Origin of the sequence: Halapricum desulfuricans, from assembly GCF_017094525.1 — an archaeon.
Classification (GTDB): domain Archaea; phylum Halobacteriota; class Halobacteria; order Halobacteriales; family Haloarculaceae; genus Halapricum; species Halapricum desulfuricans.
This window is the reverse complement of the sequence record NZ_CP064788.1, coordinates 741,125-765,344: the sequence shown is the minus strand read 5'-3', so window position 1 is coordinate 765,344 and position 24,220 is coordinate 741,125. Positions and strand designations below refer to the sequence as shown.

At 64.3% G+C, this 24,220-nt stretch carries 26 protein-coding genes and 1 tRNA gene; 15 read left to right on the top strand and 12 right to left on the bottom strand.

Going from position 1 to position 24,220, the window contains the following annotated elements; all coding sequences use genetic code 11:
* Positions 1-595: 595 nt before the first annotated feature.
* From HSR122_RS03920 to HSR122_RS03910, 3 genes are read left to right on the top strand one after another with little or no spacing between them, the layout of a single operon-like run.
* Positions 596-1,558 carry a nucleotidyltransferase family protein gene (locus tag HSR122_RS03920; protein WP_229111383.1) on the top strand — a complete coding sequence of 321 codons (963 nt, stop codon included), beginning with the start codon at positions 596-598 and terminating at the stop codon, positions 1,556-1,558.
* Positions 1,555-2,424 (top strand): dTMP kinase, encoded by an 870-nt coding sequence (locus HSR122_RS03915; protein WP_229111382.1) that lies wholly within the window; start codon positions 1,555-1,557, stop codon positions 2,422-2,424. The genes HSR122_RS03920 and HSR122_RS03915 overlap by 4 nt, the downstream gene beginning before the upstream one ends.
* A 1-nt stretch (position 2,425) precedes the next feature.
* The gene (locus HSR122_RS03910; RefSeq protein WP_229111381.1) at positions 2,426-3,841 is read left to right on the top strand and encodes a flippase; all 1,416 of its coding nucleotides are present in this window, start codon (positions 2,426-2,428) and stop codon (positions 3,839-3,841) included.
* 449 nt (positions 3,842-4,290) lie between these two features.
* On the opposite strand, the gene HSR122_RS03905 is transcribed toward HSR122_RS03910, so the two are convergent.
* A complete protein-coding gene (locus HSR122_RS03905; RefSeq protein ID WP_229111380.1) occupies positions 4,291-4,890 on the bottom strand; it encodes a DUF6663 family protein in 600 nt (199 codons plus the stop codon).
* A gap of 74 nt (positions 4,891-4,964) precedes the next feature.
* Between HSR122_RS03905 and HSR122_RS03900 the strand changes: the two genes are divergently transcribed.
* Entirely contained in the window at positions 4,965-5,693 is a 729-nt protein-coding gene (locus tag HSR122_RS03900) for a fumarylacetoacetate hydrolase family protein (RefSeq protein WP_229111379.1), read from the top strand.
* 89 nt (positions 5,694-5,782) lie between these two features.
* Positions 5,783-7,366: a GMC family oxidoreductase gene (locus HSR122_RS03895; RefSeq protein WP_229111378.1), complete on the top strand. Its 1,584-nt coding sequence runs from the start codon at positions 5,783-5,785 to the stop codon at positions 7,364-7,366.
* Positions 7,367-7,469: 103 nt separating this feature from the next.
* Here the strand turns inward: HSR122_RS03895 and HSR122_RS03890 are convergent, their stop codons facing one another.
* The 4 genes from HSR122_RS03890 to HSR122_RS03875 all read right to left on the bottom strand — a co-directional run bounded on the left by HSR122_RS03890 (position 7,470) and on the right by HSR122_RS03875 (position 9,197).
* The gene (locus HSR122_RS03890; RefSeq protein ID WP_229111377.1) at positions 7,470-7,634 is read right to left on the bottom strand and encodes a hypothetical protein; all 165 of its coding nucleotides are present in this window, start codon (positions 7,632-7,634) and stop codon (positions 7,470-7,472) included.
* An 84-nt stretch (positions 7,635-7,718) separates the two neighbouring features.
* Positions 7,719-7,979 carry an AbrB/MazE/SpoVT family DNA-binding domain-containing protein gene (locus HSR122_RS03885; RefSeq protein ID WP_229111376.1) on the bottom strand — a complete coding sequence of 87 codons (261 nt, stop codon included), beginning with the start codon at positions 7,977-7,979 and terminating at the stop codon, positions 7,719-7,721.
* A gap of 75 nt (positions 7,980-8,054) precedes the next feature.
* On the bottom strand, positions 8,055-8,516 hold the full coding sequence (locus HSR122_RS03880) for a transporter (RefSeq protein WP_229111375.1): 462 nt from the start codon (positions 8,514-8,516) through the stop codon (positions 8,055-8,057).
* 45 nt (positions 8,517-8,561) lie between these two features.
* A complete protein-coding gene (locus HSR122_RS03875) occupies positions 8,562-9,197 on the bottom strand; it encodes a chemotaxis protein CheC (RefSeq protein WP_229111374.1) in 636 nt (211 codons plus the stop codon).
* Between the two features lie 136 nt (positions 9,198-9,333).
* Here HSR122_RS03875 and hisC point away from each other — a divergent pair, with 136 nt between their 5' ends.
* From hisC to HSR122_RS03850, 5 genes are all read left to right on the top strand, one after another.
* Positions 9,334-10,416, top strand: coding sequence for a histidinol-phosphate transaminase (gene hisC / locus HSR122_RS03870; protein WP_229111373.1), 1,083 nt, complete (start codon positions 9,334-9,336; stop codon positions 10,414-10,416).
* A gap of 6 nt (positions 10,417-10,422) precedes the next feature.
* The gene (locus HSR122_RS03865; protein ID WP_229111372.1) at positions 10,423-10,932 is read left to right on the top strand and encodes an adenylate kinase family protein; all 510 of its coding nucleotides are present in this window, start codon (positions 10,423-10,425) and stop codon (positions 10,930-10,932) included.
* A 15-nt stretch (positions 10,933-10,947) separates the two neighbouring features.
* Complete coding sequence (locus HSR122_RS03860) at positions 10,948-11,556, top strand: CDP-alcohol phosphatidyltransferase family protein (protein ID WP_229111371.1); 609 nt, start codon at positions 10,948-10,950, stop codon at positions 11,554-11,556.
* A gap of 59 nt (positions 11,557-11,615) precedes the next feature.
* Positions 11,616-12,338 carry an archaeal proteasome endopeptidase complex subunit beta gene (gene psmB, locus HSR122_RS03855; protein WP_229111370.1) on the top strand — a complete coding sequence of 241 codons (723 nt, stop codon included), beginning with the start codon at positions 11,616-11,618 and terminating at the stop codon, positions 12,336-12,338.
* A gap of 107 nt (positions 12,339-12,445) precedes the next feature.
* Positions 12,446-13,810 (top strand): phosphohexomutase domain-containing protein, encoded by a 1,365-nt coding sequence (locus HSR122_RS03850; RefSeq protein ID WP_229111369.1) that lies wholly within the window; start codon positions 12,446-12,448, stop codon positions 13,808-13,810.
* Between the two features lie 16 nt (positions 13,811-13,826).
* Here the strand turns inward: HSR122_RS03850 and HSR122_RS03845 are convergent, their stop codons facing one another.
* The 4 genes from HSR122_RS03845 to HSR122_RS03830 form a co-directional block, all read right to left on the bottom strand.
* On the bottom strand, positions 13,827-14,117 hold the full coding sequence (locus HSR122_RS03845) for a hypothetical protein (RefSeq protein WP_229111368.1): 291 nt from the start codon (positions 14,115-14,117) through the stop codon (positions 13,827-13,829).
* A 202-nt stretch (positions 14,118-14,319) separates the two neighbouring features.
* Positions 14,320-14,706: a Zn-ribbon domain-containing OB-fold protein gene (locus HSR122_RS03840; protein WP_229111367.1), complete on the bottom strand. Its 387-nt coding sequence runs from the start codon at positions 14,704-14,706 to the stop codon at positions 14,320-14,322.
* Positions 14,703-15,869: a thiolase domain-containing protein gene (locus HSR122_RS03835; RefSeq protein WP_229111366.1), complete on the bottom strand. Its 1,167-nt coding sequence runs from the start codon at positions 15,867-15,869 to the stop codon at positions 14,703-14,705. The genes HSR122_RS03840 and HSR122_RS03835 overlap by 4 nt, the downstream gene beginning before the upstream one ends.
* Before the next feature lie 78 nt (positions 15,870-15,947).
* Complete coding sequence (locus HSR122_RS03830; RefSeq protein WP_229111365.1) at positions 15,948-16,511, bottom strand: DUF420 domain-containing protein; 564 nt, start codon at positions 16,509-16,511, stop codon at positions 15,948-15,950.
* A 267-nt stretch (positions 16,512-16,778) separates the two neighbouring features.
* On the opposite strand from HSR122_RS03830, the gene HSR122_RS03825 reads away from it, so the two are divergent.
* Positions 16,779-18,479 carry a glycoside hydrolase family 13 protein gene (locus tag HSR122_RS03825; protein ID WP_229111364.1) on the top strand — a complete coding sequence of 567 codons (1,701 nt, stop codon included), beginning with the start codon at positions 16,779-16,781 and terminating at the stop codon, positions 18,477-18,479.
* A gap of 29 nt (positions 18,480-18,508) precedes the next feature.
* Here HSR122_RS03825 and HSR122_RS03820 read toward each other — a convergent pair whose 3' ends face one another.
* From HSR122_RS03820 to HSR122_RS03810, 3 genes are all read right to left on the bottom strand, one after another.
* Positions 18,509-18,793 (bottom strand): hypothetical protein, encoded by a 285-nt coding sequence (locus HSR122_RS03820; protein WP_229111363.1) that lies wholly within the window; start codon positions 18,791-18,793, stop codon positions 18,509-18,511.
* 97 nt (positions 18,794-18,890) lie between these two features.
* Positions 18,891-19,643, bottom strand: coding sequence for a 4-phosphopantoate--beta-alanine ligase (locus tag HSR122_RS03815; protein ID WP_229111362.1), 753 nt, complete (start codon positions 19,641-19,643; stop codon positions 18,891-18,893).
* A gap of 283 nt (positions 19,644-19,926) precedes the next feature.
* Positions 19,927-20,001 (bottom strand) — tRNA-Val (locus HSR122_RS03810).
* Between the two features lie 226 nt (positions 20,002-20,227).
* Between HSR122_RS03810 and trpD the strand changes: the two genes are divergently transcribed.
* The 4 genes from trpD to trpG are packed head-to-tail and all read left to right on the top strand — an operon-like array spanning position 20,228 to position 24,187.
* Positions 20,228-21,229, top strand: coding sequence for an anthranilate phosphoribosyltransferase (gene trpD / locus HSR122_RS03805; protein WP_229111361.1), 1,002 nt, complete (start codon positions 20,228-20,230; stop codon positions 21,227-21,229).
* On the top strand, positions 21,226-21,861 hold the full coding sequence (locus HSR122_RS03800) for a phosphoribosylanthranilate isomerase (RefSeq protein WP_229111360.1): 636 nt from the start codon (positions 21,226-21,228) through the stop codon (positions 21,859-21,861). The genes trpD and HSR122_RS03800 overlap by 4 nt, the downstream gene beginning before the upstream one ends.
* A complete protein-coding gene (gene trpE, locus HSR122_RS03795; protein WP_229111359.1) occupies positions 21,858-23,549 on the top strand; it encodes an anthranilate synthase component I in 1,692 nt (563 codons plus the stop codon). Before HSR122_RS03800 ends, trpE begins: the two co-directional genes overlap by 4 nt.
* Positions 23,546-24,187, top strand: coding sequence for an anthranilate synthase component II (trpG, locus tag HSR122_RS03790; RefSeq protein WP_229111358.1), 642 nt, complete (start codon positions 23,546-23,548; stop codon positions 24,185-24,187). Before trpE ends, trpG begins: the two co-directional genes overlap by 4 nt.
* Positions 24,188-24,220 lie beyond the last annotated feature (33 nt).

Here is a 24,220-nt window from a genome sequence, read left to right as displayed (position 1 = left end):
CAGGTCTTGTTGCGGCCTGGCACCTGCTGATGCTGGCCTACAGTCTCCTCAAGTTCGGTGCTGCACACAGCGCCTTTGGAACGATTCTCGGACACGCAAGTTCACTCCGAAACGACGTCAAACGATCCTTCCGTGAAAGCGTTCAGAACCTTCTCTCGTGGGCACTGACCAGTCCGAACCGCAGCATCGACGGGCTAATGCAACAAATCAATGGGATGTTCGTCTAACGTGCGAAGTCAAGTAGCTAAAGACGAATGGCAGCTAAAGACGAATGGCTGTCACGTCATCCACGGTGGAGAAGAAGAACTATACGATCTGCAGAACGATCCGGATGAAACCAACAACCTAATTGAGGACGAACCGAAAATAGCCAATAGGCTCCGAGCAAAACTCGCTGAGTGGCGTGTGAGCCACCGTACAGACCATGCCGAACGGAGAGAAAGTGATACAATCGAGAATCCACAACTCGAACAGCGATTGAACGACCTCGGTTATCTCTGAAGAAACCTTCTATAAACTAGTAATAATGGAGCGACCGTCACTATCGATACAATCGGAAGATACTTTCCCGTATGCCCAGGAATCACTGAAGCTTATGGCTCTCGTGGATTCCCGGGTAAACTTGAGAGTTTCTCCAGACAAGATACAAGATCTTGCAAACGATCTACAGCAAAACAAACTGTCGCGAGAGCACATTTCTGATCGTTTTCAAGGATTCCAAGAGGCAGCAAAGGACCGATCACACCGCCAGGAGAGAGCCGAACGCGTCGAGTGGATCTGCTCTCTTCTGAACGACGCTGGTGTCTCCTACGCATCGATGAAAAACCTCCGGACGCCTATGGCGATGATGAGCGACGTTGATCTCCTCATCCCGGACCCCAGCGAACAGGCTGCCGCAGCTAAAGTACTCGCAGACGAAGGGTTCGAGTTTTACCGGTTCCGACTGTTGGCACATCCCCGCAAGGTTATGGCCAAGCAATCGGCCGAGGATCCACGACCCGTAGACATTTATCCCGACGCCATGTGGATTCGAAAGGTCGTCTGTGATGCGGAAGCAGTCGTCGAACGAGCGGATCCCTGTGGTGAACGGACGCCGGCCCCGGCCGATGATCTTTATCTCGTCGCCACACATGCCTACTCTCATCTGTCGGTGACTTTCGCGGAACTGTTGCACGGGGTGCAGATCATCGTCGAGACAGACGAAATTGACTGGTCGATCGCGATCGATTCGGCCCGTGAGTACGGCTGTCTCGACGGGTTGTACGCATATCTCCTATTGTTAGACGAGTATCTTGCCGCGACCGATCGACAACGTGTTCCGGCCGCAGTATTCGATTCAATCCCAAATACCTGGGCTATTACATTAATTCACAGATGGTGGAAGCGCAACCGACCACGTTCGTTCCCGATCGAATTTCCCACCTGGCTGCCGACAATAGTTTCATCTGGACATCACATCCCGCGAGCTAGAAGGCAACTATCACCGCGAGAGACGTGGAAGGATTTCCAGTCGCATTACTTGACCGCGGCGTCGAAAGTCCTATTGGGAGAAACATGACTCGAATACGGGATTACATTATCGCTTTCGGACTGCTCCTCCCCCCACTCCTTAGCCTCGTTGGGGGTGTCTTTTTTTTCCCGCTGGCCCTCATCGGTGTACCCGGGTTACTCTTCGTTGCCCCGATAAGTTACAAACTATTCAGGTATCCATCCACTCACAAGAATTCTCTAGGGGAGATCGCCGCAGCGACTCGTCAGACAGGGAACGCTGGTCCGTTCGGAACTGGAGGAGCACTTGTTTGTTTCTCCGGAATTGATGGGTCTGGAAAGACGACAGAAGCAAAGTCCGTTGTTTCCGAACTACAGGAAAACGGAGTTGATGCCACGCACGTTTGGGCTAGGTGGCGGCCGTTCGTCTCGTACCCCTTTATGGGCGTCCTCTACGTCATGCTCGGGTGGCGGCGAAAGGACTATCACAAAAGCAAACTAATTCAACGACTCTGGGGATATTTTCTCCTTGTTGATCACATTGTATTCTTTTTCAGATATATTTATCCATCTCTTCGTAAAGGGGAGGTCGTTGTGATCGATCGCTACATTCTTGACCAGCTCGTCGAAATGGAATACGACGGGTTATATTGGGATCGATCCGCCGCATTGATCGAATCGTGGTTACCGACACCAGACGCAACGTTTCTGATGGACGTTCCAGCGGAAGTCGCAGAAGAGCGAAAACAAGATACAGAAGAAATGCTCGATCGTCTCAGGATCGACGAGGAACCGATCGAGTATCTCCGTACGCGACGGGAACTGTTCCACCGATTTGCGAGTGAAGATGTGACTGTCATCGATACGACCCGACCCATCGAACAGACTCACGAGAAGATTACCGACGAAATCTGGCAGGCATATATCGAGTTTTAATATGGCTAAGCACGCACGTTCTTCGGCACTCCAGTTCGGGATCGAATTACTCCAGACTGTTGCGGGATTCGTTGCCATGATTTATTTCGCCCGAACGCTTGGATCAGCAACTCTTGGCCAGTATTTTCTGGCTCTCGCGGTCGTCAACTGGGTAATGATTCCGACGGCAGGTGTCCGAGGAACTGTACAAAAGCGTGTGAGTGAAGACACGGATCAAGGCAAATTCTTCACCGCCGGACTGCTCATTCAGCTTTGTATACTCTGTCTTTTGCTGGGAAGTATAATCTTTTTCCGAGAGACTGTCAACCGGTATTTAGGATTCGATGGGACGTTTCTGGTCGCGGGACTGATATTATTAAAAGGGCTTGGGACGTTCTTCAGGGCCGTGTTACGTGCAGAACACCGGGTTGAACTTGCCGCTCTGGTAGGGGGTTCCTGGGAGCTGCTCCGGATTGGGTTGCAGGTAGCACTCATACTCCTCGGGTACAAACTATTCGGCTTGTTGGCAGGTGAGATTGCTGCCGCTGGAGTGATTACCATCGCCACAGTTGGATTAATATCCCTCCATCTCTCCCGTCCGGCTTGGAAACACTTTCAACGACTCTACGATTATGGAAAATATGCTTGGTTGAGCGCGATCAAACCCTTCGCGTACTCCTGGATGGACGTAGTAATACTCGGTTTCTTCGTGACGGATTCTGTCATTGGAATCTACGAGATATCTTGGCGAATCACTGCCGCTTTTATTTTGTTGCCGTCAGCAATGGCGAAAGTGACCTTTCCGTACCTGAGTAAACACGCGGAAAATGAACAGATGGAGGAGATCGCGAACATACTTCGAACCTCGACTACGTTCGCAGGTATGCTCGCGATTCCAGGACTTATGGGTGCAGTGGTCATCGGAGAGGATGTTTTAGCCATATACGGGGAAGAATTCGCGGGCGGGATCGTAATCATGGTGATATTGACAGCCGGACGAATCGGGCAATCATACGAAACCTTTCTACTTCAGACGTTGAATGCAATAGATCGTCCGGACGCCACGTTCCGTATCTCGATGATTTTCATCCTAGCAAATATCACGTTGAACGTCGTGCTCGTCAGCCAGTTCGGTGCCATCGGCGCGGCAGTTGCCACTGCAGTGACGATGCTCTTAAGTGCGATCCTGGCTATGCGCGTCCTCCGTCGCGTCGTCGGGTTCACGATCGATTGGGATATTATCGCCGTTCAATTCGTCAGTGCAATTGTCATGGCTATTGCAGTGACGGGGATCCGCCAGCAAGTACAACCACTCACGGACATCGAAACGCTCATTCTGGTCGTATTCGGCGCCGCCGTCTATTTCGTCGGTCTCCTGATCGGATCAAGCGAAGCACGGGCACAATTTCACAGAGTCATCGATCAAACAATTCCATAGCCTGTTGCACGGTTGGCGTGGTGTAGAAGTCTTCCTAAAAAGTGGTAGGTCGAAATTAAGGTATCCAGCAGTAAGTTCGTCCTGCCGAGCAACGGTACAGCCGAACAGTTTTTCAAAGCACTGGAAACAGAGACGTCAGCACTGTTCGAACACCTCTATCTGTCGTTTCTCACCGACTATCCCGTGTTCTCCCCCGGTCCGTGGGGACGAACACGGGTTCACGGGCCCCAGAACTCCTGAAGGGGGTCCTTCACTGCTTCTACCACGATATCCTCGGTCCTAGTCCGATGGCGTGGGGACTCCACAACGAGGATGTCTGGCGACAGTATGGCTTCGAGAGTCCACCGTCTCGGCAACCCTCTCACGGTCCATCACTGACGTCGAACCCGTCATGGCAGACATCTTCACCGAGTTAGTTCGCGACGACCACCAAAACACCAACACCACAATCACACAACCGACCCCTCGGACCGATCCAGCCCGTAGGTATCCCGGAGCGTCTCGGCGAAGTGCCCGCCTTTCGTCAGCGCGATCGTGACCACGACGTAGCCACCGTCGTCCGGCCGGAGGACGAACACCTCCCGCGGTGCCGCGCCCTCGCGTTCGTTGACGCGATCGACGAGCGGCTCGAGCGGGCGCGTCCCGTCACGGAACTCCCGAAAGCGATCCCCAGCGCCGCCGTCGGCGAAGACGTAGCAGACGCCGTTGACCTCGCCGTCGGTGTTTCTGGTGACGCTGCTGTGCATGCCGTCGCCGTTCGCCCGCGCCGTCTCCCAGAGGTCCCGCGCGACTTCGAAGACGGGATCGACCGCATCGGCAAACGCATACAGCGTCGGCCGTCGCAGCGAGAACGCCTCGAGACGGGCCGGCTCCGACCACTCGATGTCCGCGTCGATGAGATACCCCGGTCGCAACTCCTCGCCATCCCCGACCAGAACCTCGACCGGCTCGTATCGGTCCCGATCGAGCAACCTGACCGTTCGCCGGTCGGCACTCGCCCAATCCTCGTCGGGGTCCGGAAGCACCCGGGCCGCCAGTGTCTCGTCCATGCCGTCCGTATACCCCCGACAGCCAAAAGCAGTCGGTCCCGCAGACTTTTGCCCGGCCGCTCGATAGCGAGCGTATGCACGACATCAGATTCCGCGATCCCGCGGGCACTGTGCGAAACGGCCTCCTGCACGACGACCACGTCCACTTCGGCGACGACGCCCACGACCTCGAGGCGGTGGACGTCCTCGCGCCCGCCGAGCCGACGAAGATCGTCTGTGTCGGTCGCAACTACGCCAGACACGCCGAGGAACGCGGCGAGGACGTCCCCGACCGACCGCTGCTCTTTCTCAAGCCACCAAACGCCGTCGCCAGCCATGGCTCGACGATCACGCTCCCGGCGGGCAAAGAGCAGATCGAACACGAGGCCGAACTCGCGGTCGTCATCGACGAGCAGTGCAAGGACGTCGACCCCGAGGACGCCGATGACGTGATCCGCGGGTACACCTGCTTCAACGATGTCTCCAACCGCGACGACCAGTCGCGCGAACAGAACTGGGTCCGGGGCAAGGCCTTCGACAACGCCGCCCCGATGGGCCCCGTCCTGGCCGAGGAGATCCCCGACGACGCCGCCGTCGAACTCCGGGTGAACGGCGAGACGAGACAGTCCTCCTCGATTGAGCACTTCATCTTCTCGATCCCCGAGCTGATCGCCGAGATCACGACGTACATGACACTCGAGCCGGGCGACGTGATCGCGACCGGGACCCCCGAAGGCGTCGGCCCGCTGACCGACGGCGACCACGTCGAGATAGAGATCGAGGGGATCGGCACGCTCGAGCACGACGTCCGACAGGACGCGTGAACGTGCCCGGACACGGCAAGCAACGGAACGACTGAGTCCCCGCCCCGAATGGAAACGCCTAAATTTAGGGTTGCCTAAACCCGTCGCGGATGGAAGTCGACCGAACGCCGTCCGACCGCGCGGACGTCTGTATCGTCGGGGCCGGGCCGGCCGGGGCGCTCGTGGCCCATCGCCTCGCGGCGGCGGGCTACGACGTCGTCGTGCTGGAGGCCGGGCCGCGGTTCGACCGCGAGCGGCGGATCGGACGCATGGAGCAGTCGCTTCGGCCGGCACACGCACCCCAGTCGGTGTGGGACGTGGGCGGGCAGCGCGACGCCTACACCTCCTCGGGAGCGGACCACTACCCGCTGAATCGCACCCGGGTGAAAGGCGTCGGCGGGACGACCCTGGCCTGGCAGGGGATGGTCGTCCGCCTGCACGAGCGGGACTTCGACGGGCGAAACGGCGGCGATCCCTGGCCGATCGACTACGCTGATCTCCAGCCCTACTACGCGCAGGCCGAACGGGCGATGGGCGTCGCCGGGGCCGACGACAACCCGTTCGGGCCGCCTCGCGAGGAGCCGTTTCCGATGGCCCCGTTCCCGCCCTCCCACAGCGACGCGATCTTCGCGGAGGCCTGTGAGTCCCTGGGGATCGCGACCCATTCAGCACCGAACGCTCGCAACTCCGAGGAGTACGACGGTCGCGGCGCGTGCGTGGGCTTCGGGACGTGCAAGCCGGTCTGTCCGACCAGGGCGAAATACGACGCCCCGATGCACGTCGAGCGGGCCGAGGCCAGCGGCGCGCGCGTGATTGACCGCGCGCCGGTCCAGCGTCTCGAACACGACGCCGATCGAATCCAGGCCGCCGTGTACGCGACGCCAGACGGGACCGAACACCGACAGGCGGCGCGGCAGTTCGTGCTCGCCGCCGGCGGCGTGGAGATCCCGCGACTGCTGTTGCTCTCTAAGAGCGATCACTACCCGGAGGGGCTGGCGAACTCCTCGGGGCTGGTCGGCCGGTACTTCACGGAACACCTCGGCGCGCGCGTCGGCGGAACGGTCGACCGGCCCACTCGTCAACACCACGTCGAGTTCATCACCACCGAGAGCCACCAGTTCTACGACAGCGACGACCACCCGCCGATCAAGCTCGAGCTGCTGAACTACGCCGGCCGGCCGCCCGCCGCGACCGCGCTGGAAGCCGACCACTGGGGCGACGACCTGCTGGCGACGCTACGGGAGACCTACGGGAACACGCTCGAAGTCGCCGGCCTCGTCCAGCAGGAGGCCAGACCGGACAACCGGATCACGCTCGACCCCGCCCGCACTGACGATCACGGCAACCCCGTCCCGGAGGTCCACTGGTCGATCAGCGACCGCGACCGGCGCACGGTCGAGCGAGCGACCGAGATCCAGCGGTCGATCCTCGAGGAACTCGACGCCGACATCGAGTGGGTCGTCGGCCCGGACTCGACGGGGCCGGCCGCACACCACATGGGGACCACCCGGATGGGCGACAACCCGGCGACCAGCGTCGTCGACTCGCAGTGTCGGACCCACGACCTGGACAACGCCTGGATCGCCTCAAGCAGCGTCTTCGTCAGCGCGGGCGCGATGAACCCGACGCTGACGATCGCGGCGCTCGCGCTCCGAATCGGGGATCGCCTCGAGGAGACACTATCACAGACGTGATCCGGTCGCCGTCACTCCCAGCGCGTCTCGTATCCCGCGTCGTCGATGGCCCCGTCAGTCGTGATGATCGCCTCCGTATCTCGTACTCGGTGGCTGGCGACGATCAGCCCGTCGTGAATACTGAACTCGTCAACGACGTGCGCGTACTCGGTGCCTGAATGATCGTTTCTCCCGCTTCGGCTTCGGCGAAAATTCGGTCGGCTCGCTGTGGGAGCGCATCGACGAGATAGACCAACAGCGAGACGGCGTCGGCCGTGTACGTCGGCATCTCATAGTGATTACTGTACGTCTGTTCCGAGTCGACCGCACGAAGTAGTGCGGTCGTACCGGTAAATCGGTACAGTAATCACTATCAGGTCTCCTCGTAGTTGCGGTCCCGACAGTTTCGGATACGCTGTCCCAACTCCTCGGCGATTTCCTGGCGCTTCTCCTCGGCAGTATCGTCGGGAACGAGCATCCCGCGCCCGCTGGTCCGCGTGCGCTTCTTGACGACGATGCCGTCGTCGGTGTCCATCCAGATGACCTCGTCACCCGGCTCTAGGTCGTACTTCTCGCGAAGGTCCCTGGGAATCGTCGTCTGACCTTTTTTCGTGATGCGGGTAGACTCGCTCATGCTTCGTAATACCTGCTGTAATACTATAGATGTAACGCTGCTCGCATGAGAAAATATCAGTTAGCTCGTTACGACTTACAGCGTCCCGGCAGCCAGCAGGCCGGCGTCGACCAACAAGAGCACGGCGACGACCGTCGCCCCGAGGAGGAACGGTCGGGCGTTGCGGGCGGGTTCGCGCACCTTCCGGCGGCCGGTCCCATCGGTCAATTTGCCAGCACCGACCTCGACGAGCCCCATCAAGACCAGCCAGAGGGTGACCATCCCGACCAGCAGGTACCCGCGCGTCGTCTCGAAAAGGACGGTCGTCTCGGTATAGTCGAGTACCATCGCCATCCGGACACCGGTCAGCGCCAGCAGGACAGCACTGATCCGCGAGAGGCGTTTCACCCGGCCGGCGATCGATTCGAGCGGCTGTGCGTCGAGGTCACCGTCGCGAGCGAGCGGCAGGACGGCCCACGTCACGAAGACGACAGCGCCGGTCCAGAGCCCGGCAAACAGCACGTGCAACGCGTACAGCCCGGCGAGTTCAGGATCCATATTCGCGTTCGAGGGCGGCGCGTCCTTGAATGTGGAGGATCCGGGTCACAGCGAACCGGCGGACTCGGTCCGATCGGAGATCTCATCGACGCTGAGGTGATCGAGGAGGTTGACGAACGATCCGGGATCGGGAACCAGGAAGACCCGGATCTTGAACGCGGCGTCCTCGTCGGCGACGTCGATCATCGAGTCGAGGACGATCGACAGCGCGTCCGTCCGGACGTGCGACAGCGTCTCCTCGGCGACGACCTGGCCGTTGGAGTACTGCAACTCCGGGGTCTCCATATCGATGGTCGTCCCGAGCGTGTTCGCGATCCCGTCGATGAATCCCGAGGTGAGGATGTTGCACATCTCCTGCAGGGCGCTCTTCTGGAGTCGATTGAACCCGTCTTCGACGGGCGAACCGGTCATCAGCGTCGCGATCTCGACGGCCGTCTCGGGCGGGAACGTGAGCAGGAAGACCCCGTAGGGCGGCTCCCGGAGGTCGATCGACGCGCTGTAGATCTCGTCGGTGCCGATCTCGGCGGCGATGTCGCTGGGCTCGACGAACGAGAGGCTCGTGATCTCGACGTCCGCGTCGACGTCGGCCAGCGACGACAGCGATCGCGTGACGTTCTCCGTCCCGCGTTTCATCAACGTGTTGATGATCCGGAGCTTCCGAATGTCGATCAGCAGCGGCATTCCCTACCCGTGAGTCTCCGTCGGGCGTGGTAGTCGTTTCGGTCGGGCGACGTGCCCGGTCGAACGCGAACCGTTGCCACCGACGCGTGCGGCCCGCTTGAGCACCCTTAAGGTCCACCGCCCGCTTGCCCCGAGTATGGAACCACGGGACCTCTCGATGCACTCGGTCTACCGGGCGGGACGGGGAATCGAGGAAGTCGCCCGGGACCTGGGACTGGACCCGGACGAGTTGATCAAACTCTCCTCGAACGAGAACTCCCTCGGCCCCTCGCCGAAGGCCGTCGAAGCGATTCGTGACGTCGCCGAAGCCGTCCACTACTATCCGAAATCCTCTCACACCGACCTGATCGCGAAACTCGCCGAGACGTGGGACGTCAGCGACGAACAGATCTGGCTGGCAAACGGCGGTGACGGTGCGCTCGACTACCTCTCGCGTGCGTTACTGGAACCGGGTCAGGCCGTGCTCGTGCCCGACCCCGACTTCACCTATCACGGGATGAGCGCGAAGTACCACCACGGCACCGTCGAGACGTTCGAACTCTCTGAGGCCGACGGGTTCCACCAGTCGCCCGAGCGCGTGCTGGAGGCCTACGACGGCCACCGGATCGTCTACCTGACGAGCCCGCACAACCCGACCGGCTCGGAGGTCACGATAGCGGAGGTCGAACGGATCGCCGAGGCGACCGACGAGCAGACGCTGGTCGTCGTCGACGAGGCCTACGAGCCGTTCAGCGAACGGGAGAGCAAGATCGGGCTGGTCCGCGAGCGCGACGACGTGGCCCTGCTCCACTCGTTCTCGAAGGCCTACGGGCTCGCGGGGATCCGGCTCGGCTACGCGATCGTTCCCGAGGAGTGGGGCGACGCCTACGCCCGCGTGAACACGCCCTTCGCCGCCAGCGAGATCGCCTGTCGGGCCGGACTGGCCGCGCTGGACGACGAGGCGTTCCTCGAGGAGACGATCGAGACCGCCCGCTGGGGCCGGGCGTACATCCGCGAGCATCTCGACGCCGAGACCTGGGAAAGCGGCGGGAACTTCGTCCTCGCGAAGGTCGGGAACGCCGAGGCGGTAGCCGACGCCTGCCAGCGCGAGGGCGTCATCGTTCGGGATTGCACGAGCTTCGGCCTGCCCGAACACATCCGGATCACGACCGGCACGCGCGAGGAGACGCCCCGCGCCGTCGAGACGATCAACGAGGTGCTGGCGGATGTCCGGGGGTGACCTGGGATGAGAGTCGCCGTCACCGGGACGCCCGGGACGGGCAAGACGACCGCGACGGACCTGCTCGCGTCCGACTTCGAGGTGATCCACCTCAACGAGGTCATCCGCGAGCGCGAGCTGACGACCGGGCGCGACGACGAGCGAGACACGCTGATAACTGATCTGGACGCCGTCGCGTCGTGGCTGGACGACCGCGAGGACGTCGTCGTCGAGTCCCATCTGGCTCACGAGTTCGACGCCGATGGAGTGATCGTCCTGCGGTGTGCGCCCGAGGTGATCGAACGCCGGCTTCACGAGCGCGGCGAGTCGGCCGAGTCGGCCCGCGAGAACGCCGAAAGTGAGGCGCTTGACGTGATCCTGGGTCACGCCGTCCAGAACCACGGTGAAGACGCCGTCTACGAGATCGACACGACCGATCGCACGCCCGAGGCGGTCGCGGCCGAGATCGACGCCGTGATCGCCGGCGAACGCGAACCGAGTGCCGGCACCGTCGATTACACCGATTACCTGCGATGACGACAATCGATCACGATGACACTGGATAAATACCGCTCGCTCGCCGATCGCGCGCTCGAACCGTTCGTGACCGCCGCAGCGAGACTCGGGCTCACCCCCAACGGCGTGAGCGTCCTCGCGATCGTCGTGGCCGCGGCCGCGGCCGGAGCGTTCTATCTCGGCGGCGACGAGCCGCTGTTGTACGGCGTCGGCGCCGTGCTCGTCTTTGTCAACGGCTGGCTCGACCTGCTCGACGGCGCGCTCGCCCGCCGACTCGACGCCGCTTCCGAGGCCGGCGACCTGCTGGATCACGCCCTCGATCGCTACGCCGACATCCTGATCATCGCCGGACTCGCGGCCGGGATCGGCCGGTACGACCTCGGGCTGGCCGCGGTGACGGGCGTGTTGATGACCTCGTATCTCGGAACGCAGGCCCAGGCGGTCGGTCTCGATCGCGTGTACGGCGGCCTCCTGGGACGGGCCGACCGGCTCGCGCTGATCGGCGTCGTCGGCGCGCTCGCCGTCGTCGTCACCGACCCGATCCGCGAGTTCACGGTCGTCGGGTGGTTGCTGATCGTCTTCGCGGTCGTCGGTCACGTCACCGCGCTCCAGCGGTTCTACTACGCGATGGGCGACCTGCGGTGATGGGACCGGAGCGGCGACAACGGGAGCCTTTATCAACGGCGGGCCAGTAGCCGTCGGGTATGCACGACCCACACTCGGGACCGGAGTTCTCACAGGACCGCCCCCACACCGGCGGTCGACAGCTGGACTCGCCCTACGAACCGCAACTGGGCTCGCTCCCCAGCGGCGACCGCGACGAGGAGACCGTCAACAAGACCGGGACGACGACCATCGGCATCGCGACCGAGGACGGCGTCGTCGTCGCCACCGACCGGCGCGCCAGTCTGGGCGGGCGGTTCGTCTCGAACAAGAACGTCCAGAAGGTCGAACAGATCCATCCGACGGCCGCGCTCACGCTCGTCGGTAGCGTCGGCGGTGCCCAGTCGTTCATCCGGACGCTGCGCGCGGAAGTCAACCTCTACGAGGCGCGCCGTGACCGGGACATGAGCATGCAGGCCCTGTCGACGCTCGCGGGTAACTTCGCTCGCGGCGGGCCGTTCCTCGCGATCAACCCGATCCTCGGTGGGATCGACGAGGCGGGCAGCCACGTCTACAGCATCGACCCCGCCGGTGGCGTCATGGAGGACGACTACACCGTCACCGGGTCCGGGCTGACCGTCGCCTACGGGACCCTCGAGGACCGGTACGAACCGGACATGAGCATCGAGCAGGCCACCGAGGTCGCCGCCGTCTCGATCGAGGCGGCCGCCGAGCGTGACACCGGGTCAGGGAACGGACTCTGTGTCGCCGAAGTGACGTCCGAGGGCGTCGACATCACGACGTACGACGACTACGACATCTAGGCGGCGGGTCTGCAGTCTTGCGGGCCTCTCCCGCGATGACACCTGGTCTATTGCTCGGAGACGGCACAGCCGACAGTCTATTTACCGTCGGCGAAGCAACGCCGGGTATGGAGCTGTTCGGAACGGCCGGGATTCGGGGCCGCGTCGAGGAGACCGTCACGCCGGAACTCGCACTGTCGGTTGGGCAGGCCGTCGGCCGCGAGGCGGAGACGGTAGTCGTCGGTCGGGACGGCCGTCAGTCGGGGAGCGCGCTGGCCGCGGCCGTCGAGGCCGGCATCGAATCGGCGGGGGCTCGCGTCCGAAGACTGGGACCGGTGCCGACGCCGACGCTGGCGTGGGCGTCCCGCGGCCAGTACGGCGTCATGCTCACGGCAAGTCACAACCCGCCCGAAGACAACGGGATCAAACTGTTCGTCGACGGCGTCGAGTTCGACGGCGACGCCGAGGACCGGATCGAGCGACGCGTCGAGAGCGGTCTCGAGCCGGCACCCTGGGACGAGTGGGAGACCGTCGAACGTGCGGACGTGCTCGGGACGTACCGCGAAGCGATCGCCGCGTACGCTCGCGGGCACGGCGCACCGCTTGAGGGGCTCGGCGTCGCGGTCGACTGCGGGAACGGGATGGCCTCGCTCGCGACGCCACAGGTACTGTACGAACTCGGAGCCGAGGTGCGAGCGCTCAACGCGAACGTCGACAGTCACTTCGACGCCCGGGGGAGCAAGCCGACGCCCGAGACGCTGACCGGCCTGTGCGAGTTCGTCGCCGGGCACGACGCCGTCGAGCTGGGGATCGGTCACGACGGCGACGCCGACCGGATCGTGATCGTCGACGGCGACGGCGCGATCGTTCACGAGGACACCGTGCTGGCGGTCCTCGCGGAACACTACGTCAGCGCCAGCGACGCGGCCGATCCGGTCGTGCTGACGACGCCGAACGCCTCCGAGCGGATCGACGAGCGTGTCGCGGCCGCCGGCGGCCGCATCGAACGCACGGGCCTCGGCGTGCTCCACGAGGGGATCGCCGAGATCCGGGCGACGGCCGCCGACGGGACGGAGATCGTCTTCGCCGCCGAGCCCTGGAAACACGTCCACCCCCGGCTGGGCGGGTGGATCGACGGCGTCGCCAGCGCGGCCGTGTTCGCGCGTCTGGTCGCCGCGAACGGCCTCGAAACGTTGCGCGAACCGGTCACCGAACGACCCTACCGGAAAGACCCGGTACGCTGTCCGGACGCGCACAAGTCGGCGGTGATGGACCGGCTCGAAACGCGCCTTCCGGAGGCGTTTCCCGACGCCGAGGCCACCCTCGACTACGGCGTGCGCCTGTCGTTCCCGGACGGGTCCTGGACGCTGGTCCGACCGAGTGGGACCGAGCCGTACGTCCGGATCTACGTCGAGAGCGAGGCCGCCGACGAGTTGCTCGCGGACGTGCGGTCGGTCGTCGAAGAGACGGTATCGGACGTCACTCAGACGTAGCGATCGAGCGCGTCGGTCACGGCGTCGACATCGTCAATATGGTGGGGATCGAACCGCTCGTTGCGCGATACCAGTCCGTGCACGTGATTTGACGGCGGACGTTCTCGGGCGGCCCGGCCTCGAAGGAAACGACTGTCGGCAGCCGCTCCTGCAGTCGGTGCTGTCGGACGTCGTGGCCGAGCAACAGCGCGACGATCCACACGGCGAGCGCGACCGTGCCGAGAAACCGCGGGCTGACGAACACCGAGACGACCGACTCAGCGCGTGTCACTGCCGGGATGAGCCACACCGGCGCAGCGCGTGTCACTGCCGGGATGAGCCACACCGGCGGGAAGACATACGTGTGGTTTGTTCCGATCACGGTGGTGGGTCTGTTGCTGGTTCTCACCGGCCTGTTCGTCACCCGTTTCGAGTATCGGATGAAAGTCAGGCACAACGACAACCACGGAATCACAGATATGCTGTGACGGTCGTGTTCAACCCATACAGCCGAGAAATGCGGCCTTCGTTTAGGCCAGATCGAAGGTGACCAGCGGCCGCCCGGTCGTCTCGGATTCGCCTAGTCCGACTTCGACCGCCGACCCGACCTCGACGTCCTCGGCATCGGCCTGAACCCGGCCCGTCAGGCGCACGTCGTCGAACTCGGCGACCCCAAGCACGAACGGAACGTCGTCACCGAAGTCGGGCGTCGGGACGTACGTGACGTTGTAACTCAGCAACTCGCCGGAGAGGGGGATCTCGACTTCCTCGAGGTCACTCGCACCGCACTCGGGACAGACCTGCCGGGGCGGCATCGACTGGTGTCCCTCCGGACATTCGAGCGCGTACGGTTCGCCGTTCTCGATCGCGTCGAGCGCCTGATCGTACCCGTCGTTGGAGATTTCGTCGTCGCTCATTCTGCCACCTCCAGAACGTGGACGACCGCAGAGGCGACCGTCCCACCGGCGTTGTGGGTCAGGCCGACCTCAGCGTCTTCGACGGCGTCGCTGTTGACGTGGTCGCCGCGGAACAGCTTGGTCATCTCGCTGATCTGGGCGACGCCGGTCGCGCCGACCGGGTGGCCCTTGGCCTTCAGCCCGCCGGAGAGGTTGACCGGCAACTCGCCGTCGGCGGCCGTCTCGCCCTCGCGAGCGGCGGTGATCCCCTCCCCCTCTTCGTAGAAGCCCAGTCCCTCGATCGCGAGCACCTCAGCGATCGTGAAGCAGTCGTGGACCTCCAGGAAGTCGACGTCGTCTTTCGAGATGCCGGCGTCCTCGTAGGCTCGCCGACCCGCGTCCTCGGTCGCGGGCGTCCAGACCATCGAGTCGCGCTCGGCCAGCGCGAGATTGTCGGTCCCTTGCCCGGTCCCGGTGATCGCAACCGGCGTCTCCAGTCCGTGTTCCTCGGCGTACGCCTCGCTGACCAGCACCGTCGCGGCCGCGCCGTCGGTGATCGGCGAGGAGTCGAACAGCCCCATCGGCAACGCGACCGGCGGGGCGTCGAGTACCTTCTCGACGGAAATCTCGGTCTGGTACTGCGCGAGCGGGTTGTTGGCGGCATTGGCGTGGTTCTTGACGGCGACGTGGGCCAGATCCTCGCGGTCGCCACCGTGGACTGCGAAGTAGCGCTGGGCCATCAGCGCGTACGCCCCGGGGAAAGTGATCCCCTGACGGATCTCCCAGAGGTCGTCGGCCGCGACCGACAGGCCGCCGGTCGCGCCGGTCGTGCCCATGTTGTGCATGCGTTCGACGCCGCCGACGAGCACCACGTCGGCCTCGCCGTTGCGGACGTCCTTGACCGCCTGGCGGACGGCCATCCCGCCCGAGGCGCAGGCGCTCTCAATCCGTGTGGCGGGCGCGTCGATCCCGACGGCCTTGGCCATCAGCGGGCCCATATGGCCCTGGTTTTCCGAGAGTTCGCCCATGAAGTTACCGACGTACAGCGCGTCGATCTCCTCGCGGTCGATCCCGGCGTCTTCGATAGCGGTGCCGCCGGCTTCCCCGAAGAGGTCGCGACCGGTCCGCTCGGGGAACTCCCCGAACTCGGTCATGCCGACCCCCGCGATGTGTGCGGATGCCATGTGAATCCTCCGTGTAATTGCAGGGCCTACCCAGTGATATAACTTCAGTTATTTCGTGTCCTCTCTCCGGCAACACCGCTAGACCTGGAGGACGTACAGAAGCAGGTAGACGACGATCCCAAGCGCGAACGAGACCAGCCACAGACTGGCGGCGACGCGCCCGACCCGCGGGTGGAGCGTCTCGCCGAGTTCGGACGGCGCGTGCGTAAGCGCGAGCAGGAGTACGTAGTACACCAGCGGCAGACAGACGATCGCCAGCAGTATGTGGATCCCGAGCACGGGGTAGTAGACCCACAGTTCCAGCGCCTGCGGTCCGTCGAACGGGGTCGGCCCTTCGATCGCGACCCGGAGGAGGTACAGCCCGAGGAAGGACAGAAAGAGCACGACGCTCGCACCCATCGCCCGACGGTGGTCCGTCAGCCGTCCGTCGCGGATCGAGCGCCAGCCGTAGGTGATCGTCCCGATCGCCAGTGCGCTGATGAGCGCGTTCGCGTGCGGGATCGCGCTGAGAACGGGTTCCGGGAGCGCCGGCAACAGCGCTTCGGGAACGAACTGCCTGACGGCCGCGACGACGACGAACAGCGAGACGATCGTCAACAGGGCAGTCACCAGCGGGACGTGACGGCGAAGCGTTGCTCGCATCAGGCCGCTGTTGGGAGGGCAACTCGTAAGTCCATTCCGGATCGGAGAGCCCGGACTGGAGTATACCGGTGGCGATACGCCAGTGAGAATCGGGTTGACGCCGAGAACGAACCGACGAGGCCGCCGTAGATGTCGAGGATCGAGAGTGCCCCAACAATCCCAAAATCCGGGCGTCAGAGTAGACGGCGACCAGTCACTCCCAGAGCGACTGTCAGTTGCGGGAGACGTCTCATAACCGATTTAATCCGTCGGTGAGTCGCCTCTGACATGTGCGCGTCAGACGCTGGAACGATCGGCGACGGCGAACCGGCCTGGTGGAAAGAAGCGGTCGTCTACGAGATCTACCCCCAGAGTTTCAACGACAGTGACGGCGACGGAATCGGTGACATTCCCGGAATCATCGAAAAGGCGGACTATCTCGACGAACTGGGGATCGACGTCGTCTGGCTGACCCCGCCGTACGACTCCCCGCATGCGGACAACGGCTACGACGTCCGCGATTACCGTTCGGTCCTCGAGGAGTTCGGCGAGATGGACGACTTCGAGCGACTGCTCGAGGCGCTGCACGACCGAGATATCCGGCTGATCCTCGATATGGTCTTGAACCACACCTCGGACGAACACGAGTGGTTCCAGAAGTCCCGCCACGAGGAAGACGGATACGGGGACTTCTATCACTGGGTCGAGGGCGAACCCGACGAACCGCCGAACAACTGGACCTCCGGGTTCGGCGGCCCGGCCTGGAGCTACGACGAGACTCGCGAGGCGTGGTATCTCCATCTCTTCCACGAGAAACAGCCCGACCTGAACTGGCGCAACCCCGACGTTCGCCGGGAAATGTACGATGTCGTCGAGTTCTGGCTGGAGAAGGGTATCGACGGCTTCCGCTTCGACGTGTTCAATGTCATGTCCAAGCCGGAAGGCTACCCAGACGGTGACCCCGACGATGACTGGGTGGGGATGGAACACTTCGCGGACGGCCCCCGCATCCACGAGTATATCGGCGGCCTCTACGACGAGGTGCTCTCGAGCTACGACGTGATGACCGTCGGAGAGGGGATGGACATCACGCCACGAGAAGCCAAGCGGTACTGCGGCCCCTCCGGTGACGGGCTGAACATGGTGTATCACTACGACCATACGATGGTCGATCACGGTGCGGACGGCTGGTGGGATATCGTCGACTGGGAGGTTTCGGAGATCCGGGGGGCGCTGACGGAGTGGGTCCGCCAGCTGGAGGTAACCGACGCCTGGAACACCGTCTATCTCGGCACGCACGACACGCCGCGGATCGCCTCACGGTTCGGCAACGACGACCGCTATCACTACGAGTCGGCGACGATGCTCGGGACGCTCCTGCTGACGTTCCCGGCGACGCCCTTCTGCTTTCAGGGCGACGAGATCGGCATGACCAACTACCCGTGGTCCTCGCGCGAGGAGATGCGCGACGCCGACGCCACGAACCGCGTCGAGATAGCCTTCGAGGAGGGTCGCGCCGAGGACTTCTCGGACGTCCAGGACGTCGTCCGCTATCGCTCGCGGGACAACGCTCGCACGCCTGTCCAGTGGTCCGACGACCGCAACGGCGGGTTCACCGACGGCGAGCCCTGGATCCCGGTCAATCCGGCCAGCGAGACGATCAACGTCGCCGACCAGCGTGACCGCGATGACGCAGTGCTTTCGTACTACCGGGACCTGATCGGGCTGCGCCACGACGAGGACGCGCTGGTCTACGGCGTCTACGACCTGCTCACCGAGGATCACCCGCGCGTGTGGGCGTTCGAGCGGACGCTGGACGACGAGACGCTGCTGGTCGCGCTCAACTGGGCGGGCCGCACCTCGCGAGTCGACCTCTCCGACAGCGGGGCCGTCCAGGCGGTGCTGGCCTGCAACTACGACGATCCCGGGACGGAACTGGGGTCGCTGGCGCTGCGACCCTACGAGGCGCGAGTGTACCGACTCGAGTAGAAAGCCTCGCACGGTGACTGATCGGGCGACTACGGCTCGAACGACACCCCGATCGCCTCGGCAATCGCCTCGAGGTCGGCCTTCCGGAACGTTGAGTCGTCGGCTGCCTCCGGTGACTCCGCGGTGCCGACCCGCGCCCGAATCAGTCGGCGCATCCGCGCTGTCGACGGCCGCCCCGCCTCGTTGGCATCGATCTCGAGCGCCTCACAAATCGCCTGTAGCTCCTCCTTCGTGAACGACGCGTCGACCTCCCGCTCGAAGCGGCCCGTCGCCGCCCGAATCGCGTTCCGAATCTCGTGAACAGTCGGGCTCATCGTTCTCCACTCTCCTGTTGGCTCCTTCACGGTTCCGACTCGAACCGATTCGCCACAATGGCGTGCCGACTGTCTCTGCGAACGTACAGCCACAGTATCACTGGAGGTCGCCGTGGCGAATCGCTTCCTCGGCCGCCGCCAGCGCTGCGTCGGGATCGAACTCCGAGACGATCGTCTCCAGCGTCGAAGCGGGTTCGTCGGCCAACTCGCGGGCGTGGGCGGTGATATTCGGAACGGCGCGCAGGATGTTGTCAACGATCGGCACGGCCGCGACCTGGGCGGACCGCGAGAGGGGGTTCAGATCGATCACGATCTCGGTTTTGCCCATCGAATCGAGCGCCTCGGCCCGGTCGCCGTCTTCCAGCGGGACGACCACGACGTCGGCGCTCTCGATCCCGTCGGCGTCGACCTTCGCGCGCTCGTGGTCGAGTCCGGGGATCCGGCCGTCGGCCCGGAGTCCCTTGACCTCGCTCGCGCCGTGCTCGCACAGGTGGTCTGCGATGGCTTCCATCCGTTCTTCGGTCCGGTTGAAGAGGTTCACCTCGATGTCGGCACCGGTCGCCTCGGCCAGCTCGACGATCTCGCCGGGGACGAGCGCCGCGACGTTACCGTTGACCGAGAGGACGGGACGGTCGGCCAAAAGCAGGGATGCGGCGGCGACCCGTTCGGCCTCGTCGGCGCTCTCGGTCGTCCGTTCGCCGAGCAGGTAATCGAAGGCCTCGCCCCGCCCCTCGGCGATCAGTCCCTGTGTGCTCGTGATCCCCTTCTTGACCCCTGCCTCGATCCGGTGACGAGTGAGCAACGACTCGTAGCGCGGGTGGCTCTCGGGGACGTCGAATTCGTCGGCCATACGTCTACTCGGGGAAGCGCGGGAAAAACCGCTTTCGTTCCCGTGGGACCCCAGACGTTTGATTCGTGGACGCTGACATCCCGATTGCCTGAGATACCGGACTCTCAGCGATCAGAGAGGTCGGTACAGGAGACGGTGATCGGTTGAGTACCGACAGTGTAGAATCCCGGATGGGTTCGGGCGGATTTGAACCTCGCCGAGACGTGCTCACGTCGTTGCGCGCGACTCGTCTGGTCCAAATCCGAAGAAACAACAGGCGCTCGCGGATTGCTCGCGCCGAAAATGGGTTCGGGCGGATTTGAACCGCCGGCCTCCTCCATGTCAAGGAGGTGTCATAACCGGTCTAGACCACGAACCCTCGCTGATCGGATGCATCTCCTGATTGCAGGCAGAGGTAATTGAAGGTTTCGAAACGGCGTCGCCTCCGGCGGTTGTCTACGTGCCCCACGGTTCCCGACAGACGAGCGCGGTGATTCACGGCTGGCCCCCTCGCGACCGTACTGTCCTCCCACCGCTTCCCGACACGCTTAAGTCGATGAACGGATTTGTACACTACAATACGAATCAGTCCATTGGTGACCACAATGAAGGAATACATCGAACGCGTCACAGACGGGGAGGACCTCACGGTCGCAGAGGCACGAGCGGCCGCACGGGCGGTTTTCGAGGACGCCACCGAGGCACAGATCGGAGCACTGCTCTCGGCGTTGCGGTCGAAAGGAGAGACGGAGACCGAGATCGCGGGCTTCGCGCAGGGGATGCGCGAGGCCGCGCGCACGATCGAACCCGACCGGTCGCCGCTGGTCGACACCTGTGGTACGGGCGGGGACGATTACGACACGATCAACGTCTCGACGACGGCCGCCATCGTCGCGGCCGGCGCGGGCGTGCCGATCGCCAAGCACGGCAACTACTCCGTCTCGTCGTCGTCCGGCAGTTCCGACGTGCTCGAGGCGGTCGGCGTCACGCTGGAGAGCGATCCCGACTCGGTCCGCGAGCACGTCGAGTCGCTGGGGATCGGGTACATGCACGCCCCGGAGTTCCACCCCGCGATGAAGGCCGTCATCGGCCCGCGCAAGGAGCTGGGCGTCGAGACGATCTTCAACGTGCTCGGACCGCTGACTAATCCCGCCGGCGCGGACGCGCAAGTGCTCGGCGTCTACGACGACGAACTGGTCCCGCTGATCGCCGACGCGCTCGCGCGCATGCCCGTCGAACACGCGCTGGTCGTCCACGGGGCCGGCATGGACGAGATCGCCGTCCACGACGAGACGACTGTCGCCGAGGTCGAGGGCAGCGATGTCGAACAGTACACGATCGCGCCCGAGGACGTGGGGCTGGACCGCCACGACATCTCGGCCGTCGCTGGCGGGACGCCCGAGGAGAACGCCGCGGATCTGGAAGGGATCGTCGAGGGGTCGGTCAACAGCGCCAAGCAGGACATCGTGCTGGCCAACGCCGGGGCGGCCGCCTACGTCGCCGGACAGGCGACGTCGCCGGCGGACGGCGTCGAACTCGCCCGTCAGGCCATCGAGTCGGGCGCGGCAGCCGAGAAACTCGACGAACTCCGCGAGGCCAGCGCATGACGCGGGTCAAAGTGTGTGGGTTCACCCGCGAGGCGGACCTGGAGGCGGCGATCGCGGCCGGCGTCGACGCGGTCGGGCTGATCGCCGGCGTCACCGTCGACACGCCCCGGGAGATCGATCTCGAGGTGGCGTCACGGCTGGCGGCGACCGTTCCCCCGCTCGTTTCGAGCGTGCTGGTCACGATGCCCGGCGACGCCGGCGAGGCGCGCCGACGGATCGAGCGCGTCCGTCCCGACGCCGTCCAGTTGCACGGACTCGACCCCGTGGATGTCGCCGCGCTCGCGGACGCGCCGGCTGACGTGATCGCGGTGGTCGAGCCGACCGATCCGGAACTGGACGCCTACGCCGAGACCGCTGACGCGCTGCTGGTCGACTCGATCGACGCCGAGGGCGGCGGCGGCACCGGCGAGACGCACGACTGGGAACGCACGCGTGAGATCGTTACGGGTCTTGACGTCCCGGTAGTTCTCGCCGGCGGGCTCACGCCCGAGAACGTCTCGACGGCCGTCGAGACGGTTGATCCCTTCGCCGTGGACGTCGCCAGCGGCGTCGAACGCGAAGGCGGCGTCAAGGACTACGACGCGGTCGAGCGGTTCGTCGAGCGGGCCACCCGCGCCCGGGTCGCGCCATGACCGCGGATCGGAATTCGGGCGACGCTGCGACCGGTGAGGTCGACTTCGATCGCTCGCGCGAGGCGTTCGTGGATCTGGCGTCCGGCGGCCGGCCGGCCGTCGTCCGCCTCGAGGCCAACCTCGACGCAGACGTCGATCCGCTGTCGGCGTACGCCGCTCTGACCGGTCGGACGACCGACCGCGAAGTTGCCGATTACACCTTCCTGCTTGAAAGTGCCGGGAAGGTCGCCTCCAGCGATCCCGACGGCGCGTTCGCGCCGACGCCCGACGACCGCCACGCCCGCTACTCGTTCGTCGGGTACGACCCCGTCGGCGTCGTCACCGTCGACGCGGAAACGACGGTCGAGGTCTTCGACGACCGCTACGCCGACTTTCTCGCGCCAAACGGCGGGGACGTCCTCGACAGCCTGCGGGCGTGTCTGCCCGACGCCGAACTGCGCGGCTTCCCCGAGCACGACCGACAGTTGCTCGAGGGCGGGCTCGTCGGCTTTCTGGCCTACGACGCCGTCTACGACCTCTGGCTCGACGAAGTCGGACTGGACCGTCCCGACTCGCGGTTCCCCGACGCACAGTTCCTGCTCACGACGAAGACGCTCGTGTTCGATCACGCCGAGGACACCGTCTCGCTGGTCGCCACGCCGCTTTTCGGACCCGGCCACGACGCCGGCGAACGCTACGACGAACTCCGGGCCGAAGCCGGCCGGATCGGGGGCCTGCTCGCCGACGCGACCGACGTCGAGTCGGGCAACTTCGAGCAGCAGGCCGAGACGGCCGGTCCGAAAGACGACTACGAGGACGCCGTCAGACAGGCCAAAGAGTCTGTGCTCGACGGCGACATCTATCAGGGCGTCATCTCCCGCAAGCGCGAACTCTACGGCGACGTCGATCCGCTGGGGCTGTACGAGGCGCTGCGTTCAATCAACCCCTCGCCGTACATGTACCTGCTCGATCACGACGATCTGTCTGTCGTCGGCGCCAGCCCGGAGACGCTCGTCTCGGTCGACGGCGACCGCGTGATGGTCAATCCCATCGCGGGGACGTGTCCGCGCGGAACGAGTCCGGTCGAGGACCGCCGGCTGGCCGGCGAGATGCTCGCCGACGAGAAGGAACGAGCCGAGCACACGATGCTCGTCGACCTGGGGCGAAACGACGTCCGGCGGGTCGCCGAACCCGGCTCGGTCCGCGTCGAGGAGTTCATGAACGTGCTCAAGTACAGCCACGTCCAGCACATCGAATCGACGGTCACGGGGACGCTTGCCGACGACGCTGACTCCGGACGTGAATCGGCGGCTCGCGAGACCGACGAGTTCGATGCGTTCGACGCGGTGCGAGCGACGTTCCCGGCGGGGACGCTCTCGGGCGCGCCGAAGATCCGTGCCATGGAGATCATCGACGACCTGGAGCGCGAACCGCGCGGGCTGTACGGCGGCGGCGTGGGGTATTTCTCCTGGGACGGCAACGCCGACTTCGCGATCGTGATCCGCTCGGCGACGATCGAGGCCGACCAGCGGCCGCCTGACTCCGCGACTCCGTCGGAAACGGCCGACCGGATCACCGTCCAGGCCGGCGCGGGGATCGTCGCCGATTCGGTGCCCGAACGCGAGTACGAGGAGACGGAGAACAAGATGCGGGGCGTGCTCGACGCCATCGAGGCGATCCGCGTCGAACCCGAGGAGGTCTCGCCATGAACGCGCAACGAACCGGCGGCCACGCTTCCGCGGGCACGCCCGACAGCGAACAGTTGCGCGTGCTGTTCGTCGATAACTTCGACTCGTTCACCTACAACCTCGTCGAGTACACCAGCGAGCACGCCGAGACCGAGGTGCTCCGGAACACGGCCTCCCTCGAGGAGGTCCGCGCGGTCGATCCCGACGCGATCGTCGTCTCGCCCGGCCCGGGACACCCGAGAAACGACCGCGACGTGGGCGTGACGATGGACGTGCTGCGCGAACTCAGTCCCGAGGTACCGACGCTGGGCGTCTGTCTGGGGCTGGAGGCGGCCGTCTACGAGTACGGCGGCTCGGTCGGACGCGCGCCCGAACCGATCCACGGCAAGGCGTTCCCGATCGACCACGACGGCGAGGGCGTGTTCGCGGGCCTCGAACAGGGCTTTCAGGGCGGGCGCTATCACTCGCTGGTCGCCACCGACGTCCCTGACTCCTTCCAGGTGACAGCCACGACCGAGACCGACGACGGGACCGAACTGGTCATGGGGATTCGCCACCGCGAGTACCCCCTCGAGGCGGTCCAGTTTCACCCCGAATCCGTCCTGACTGCCGTCGGTCACGACCTGATCCACAACTTCCTGGACGGTGTCGTCCGGTAGTTGTCACAGGCCGTGGGTATCGTGGACGTGCGA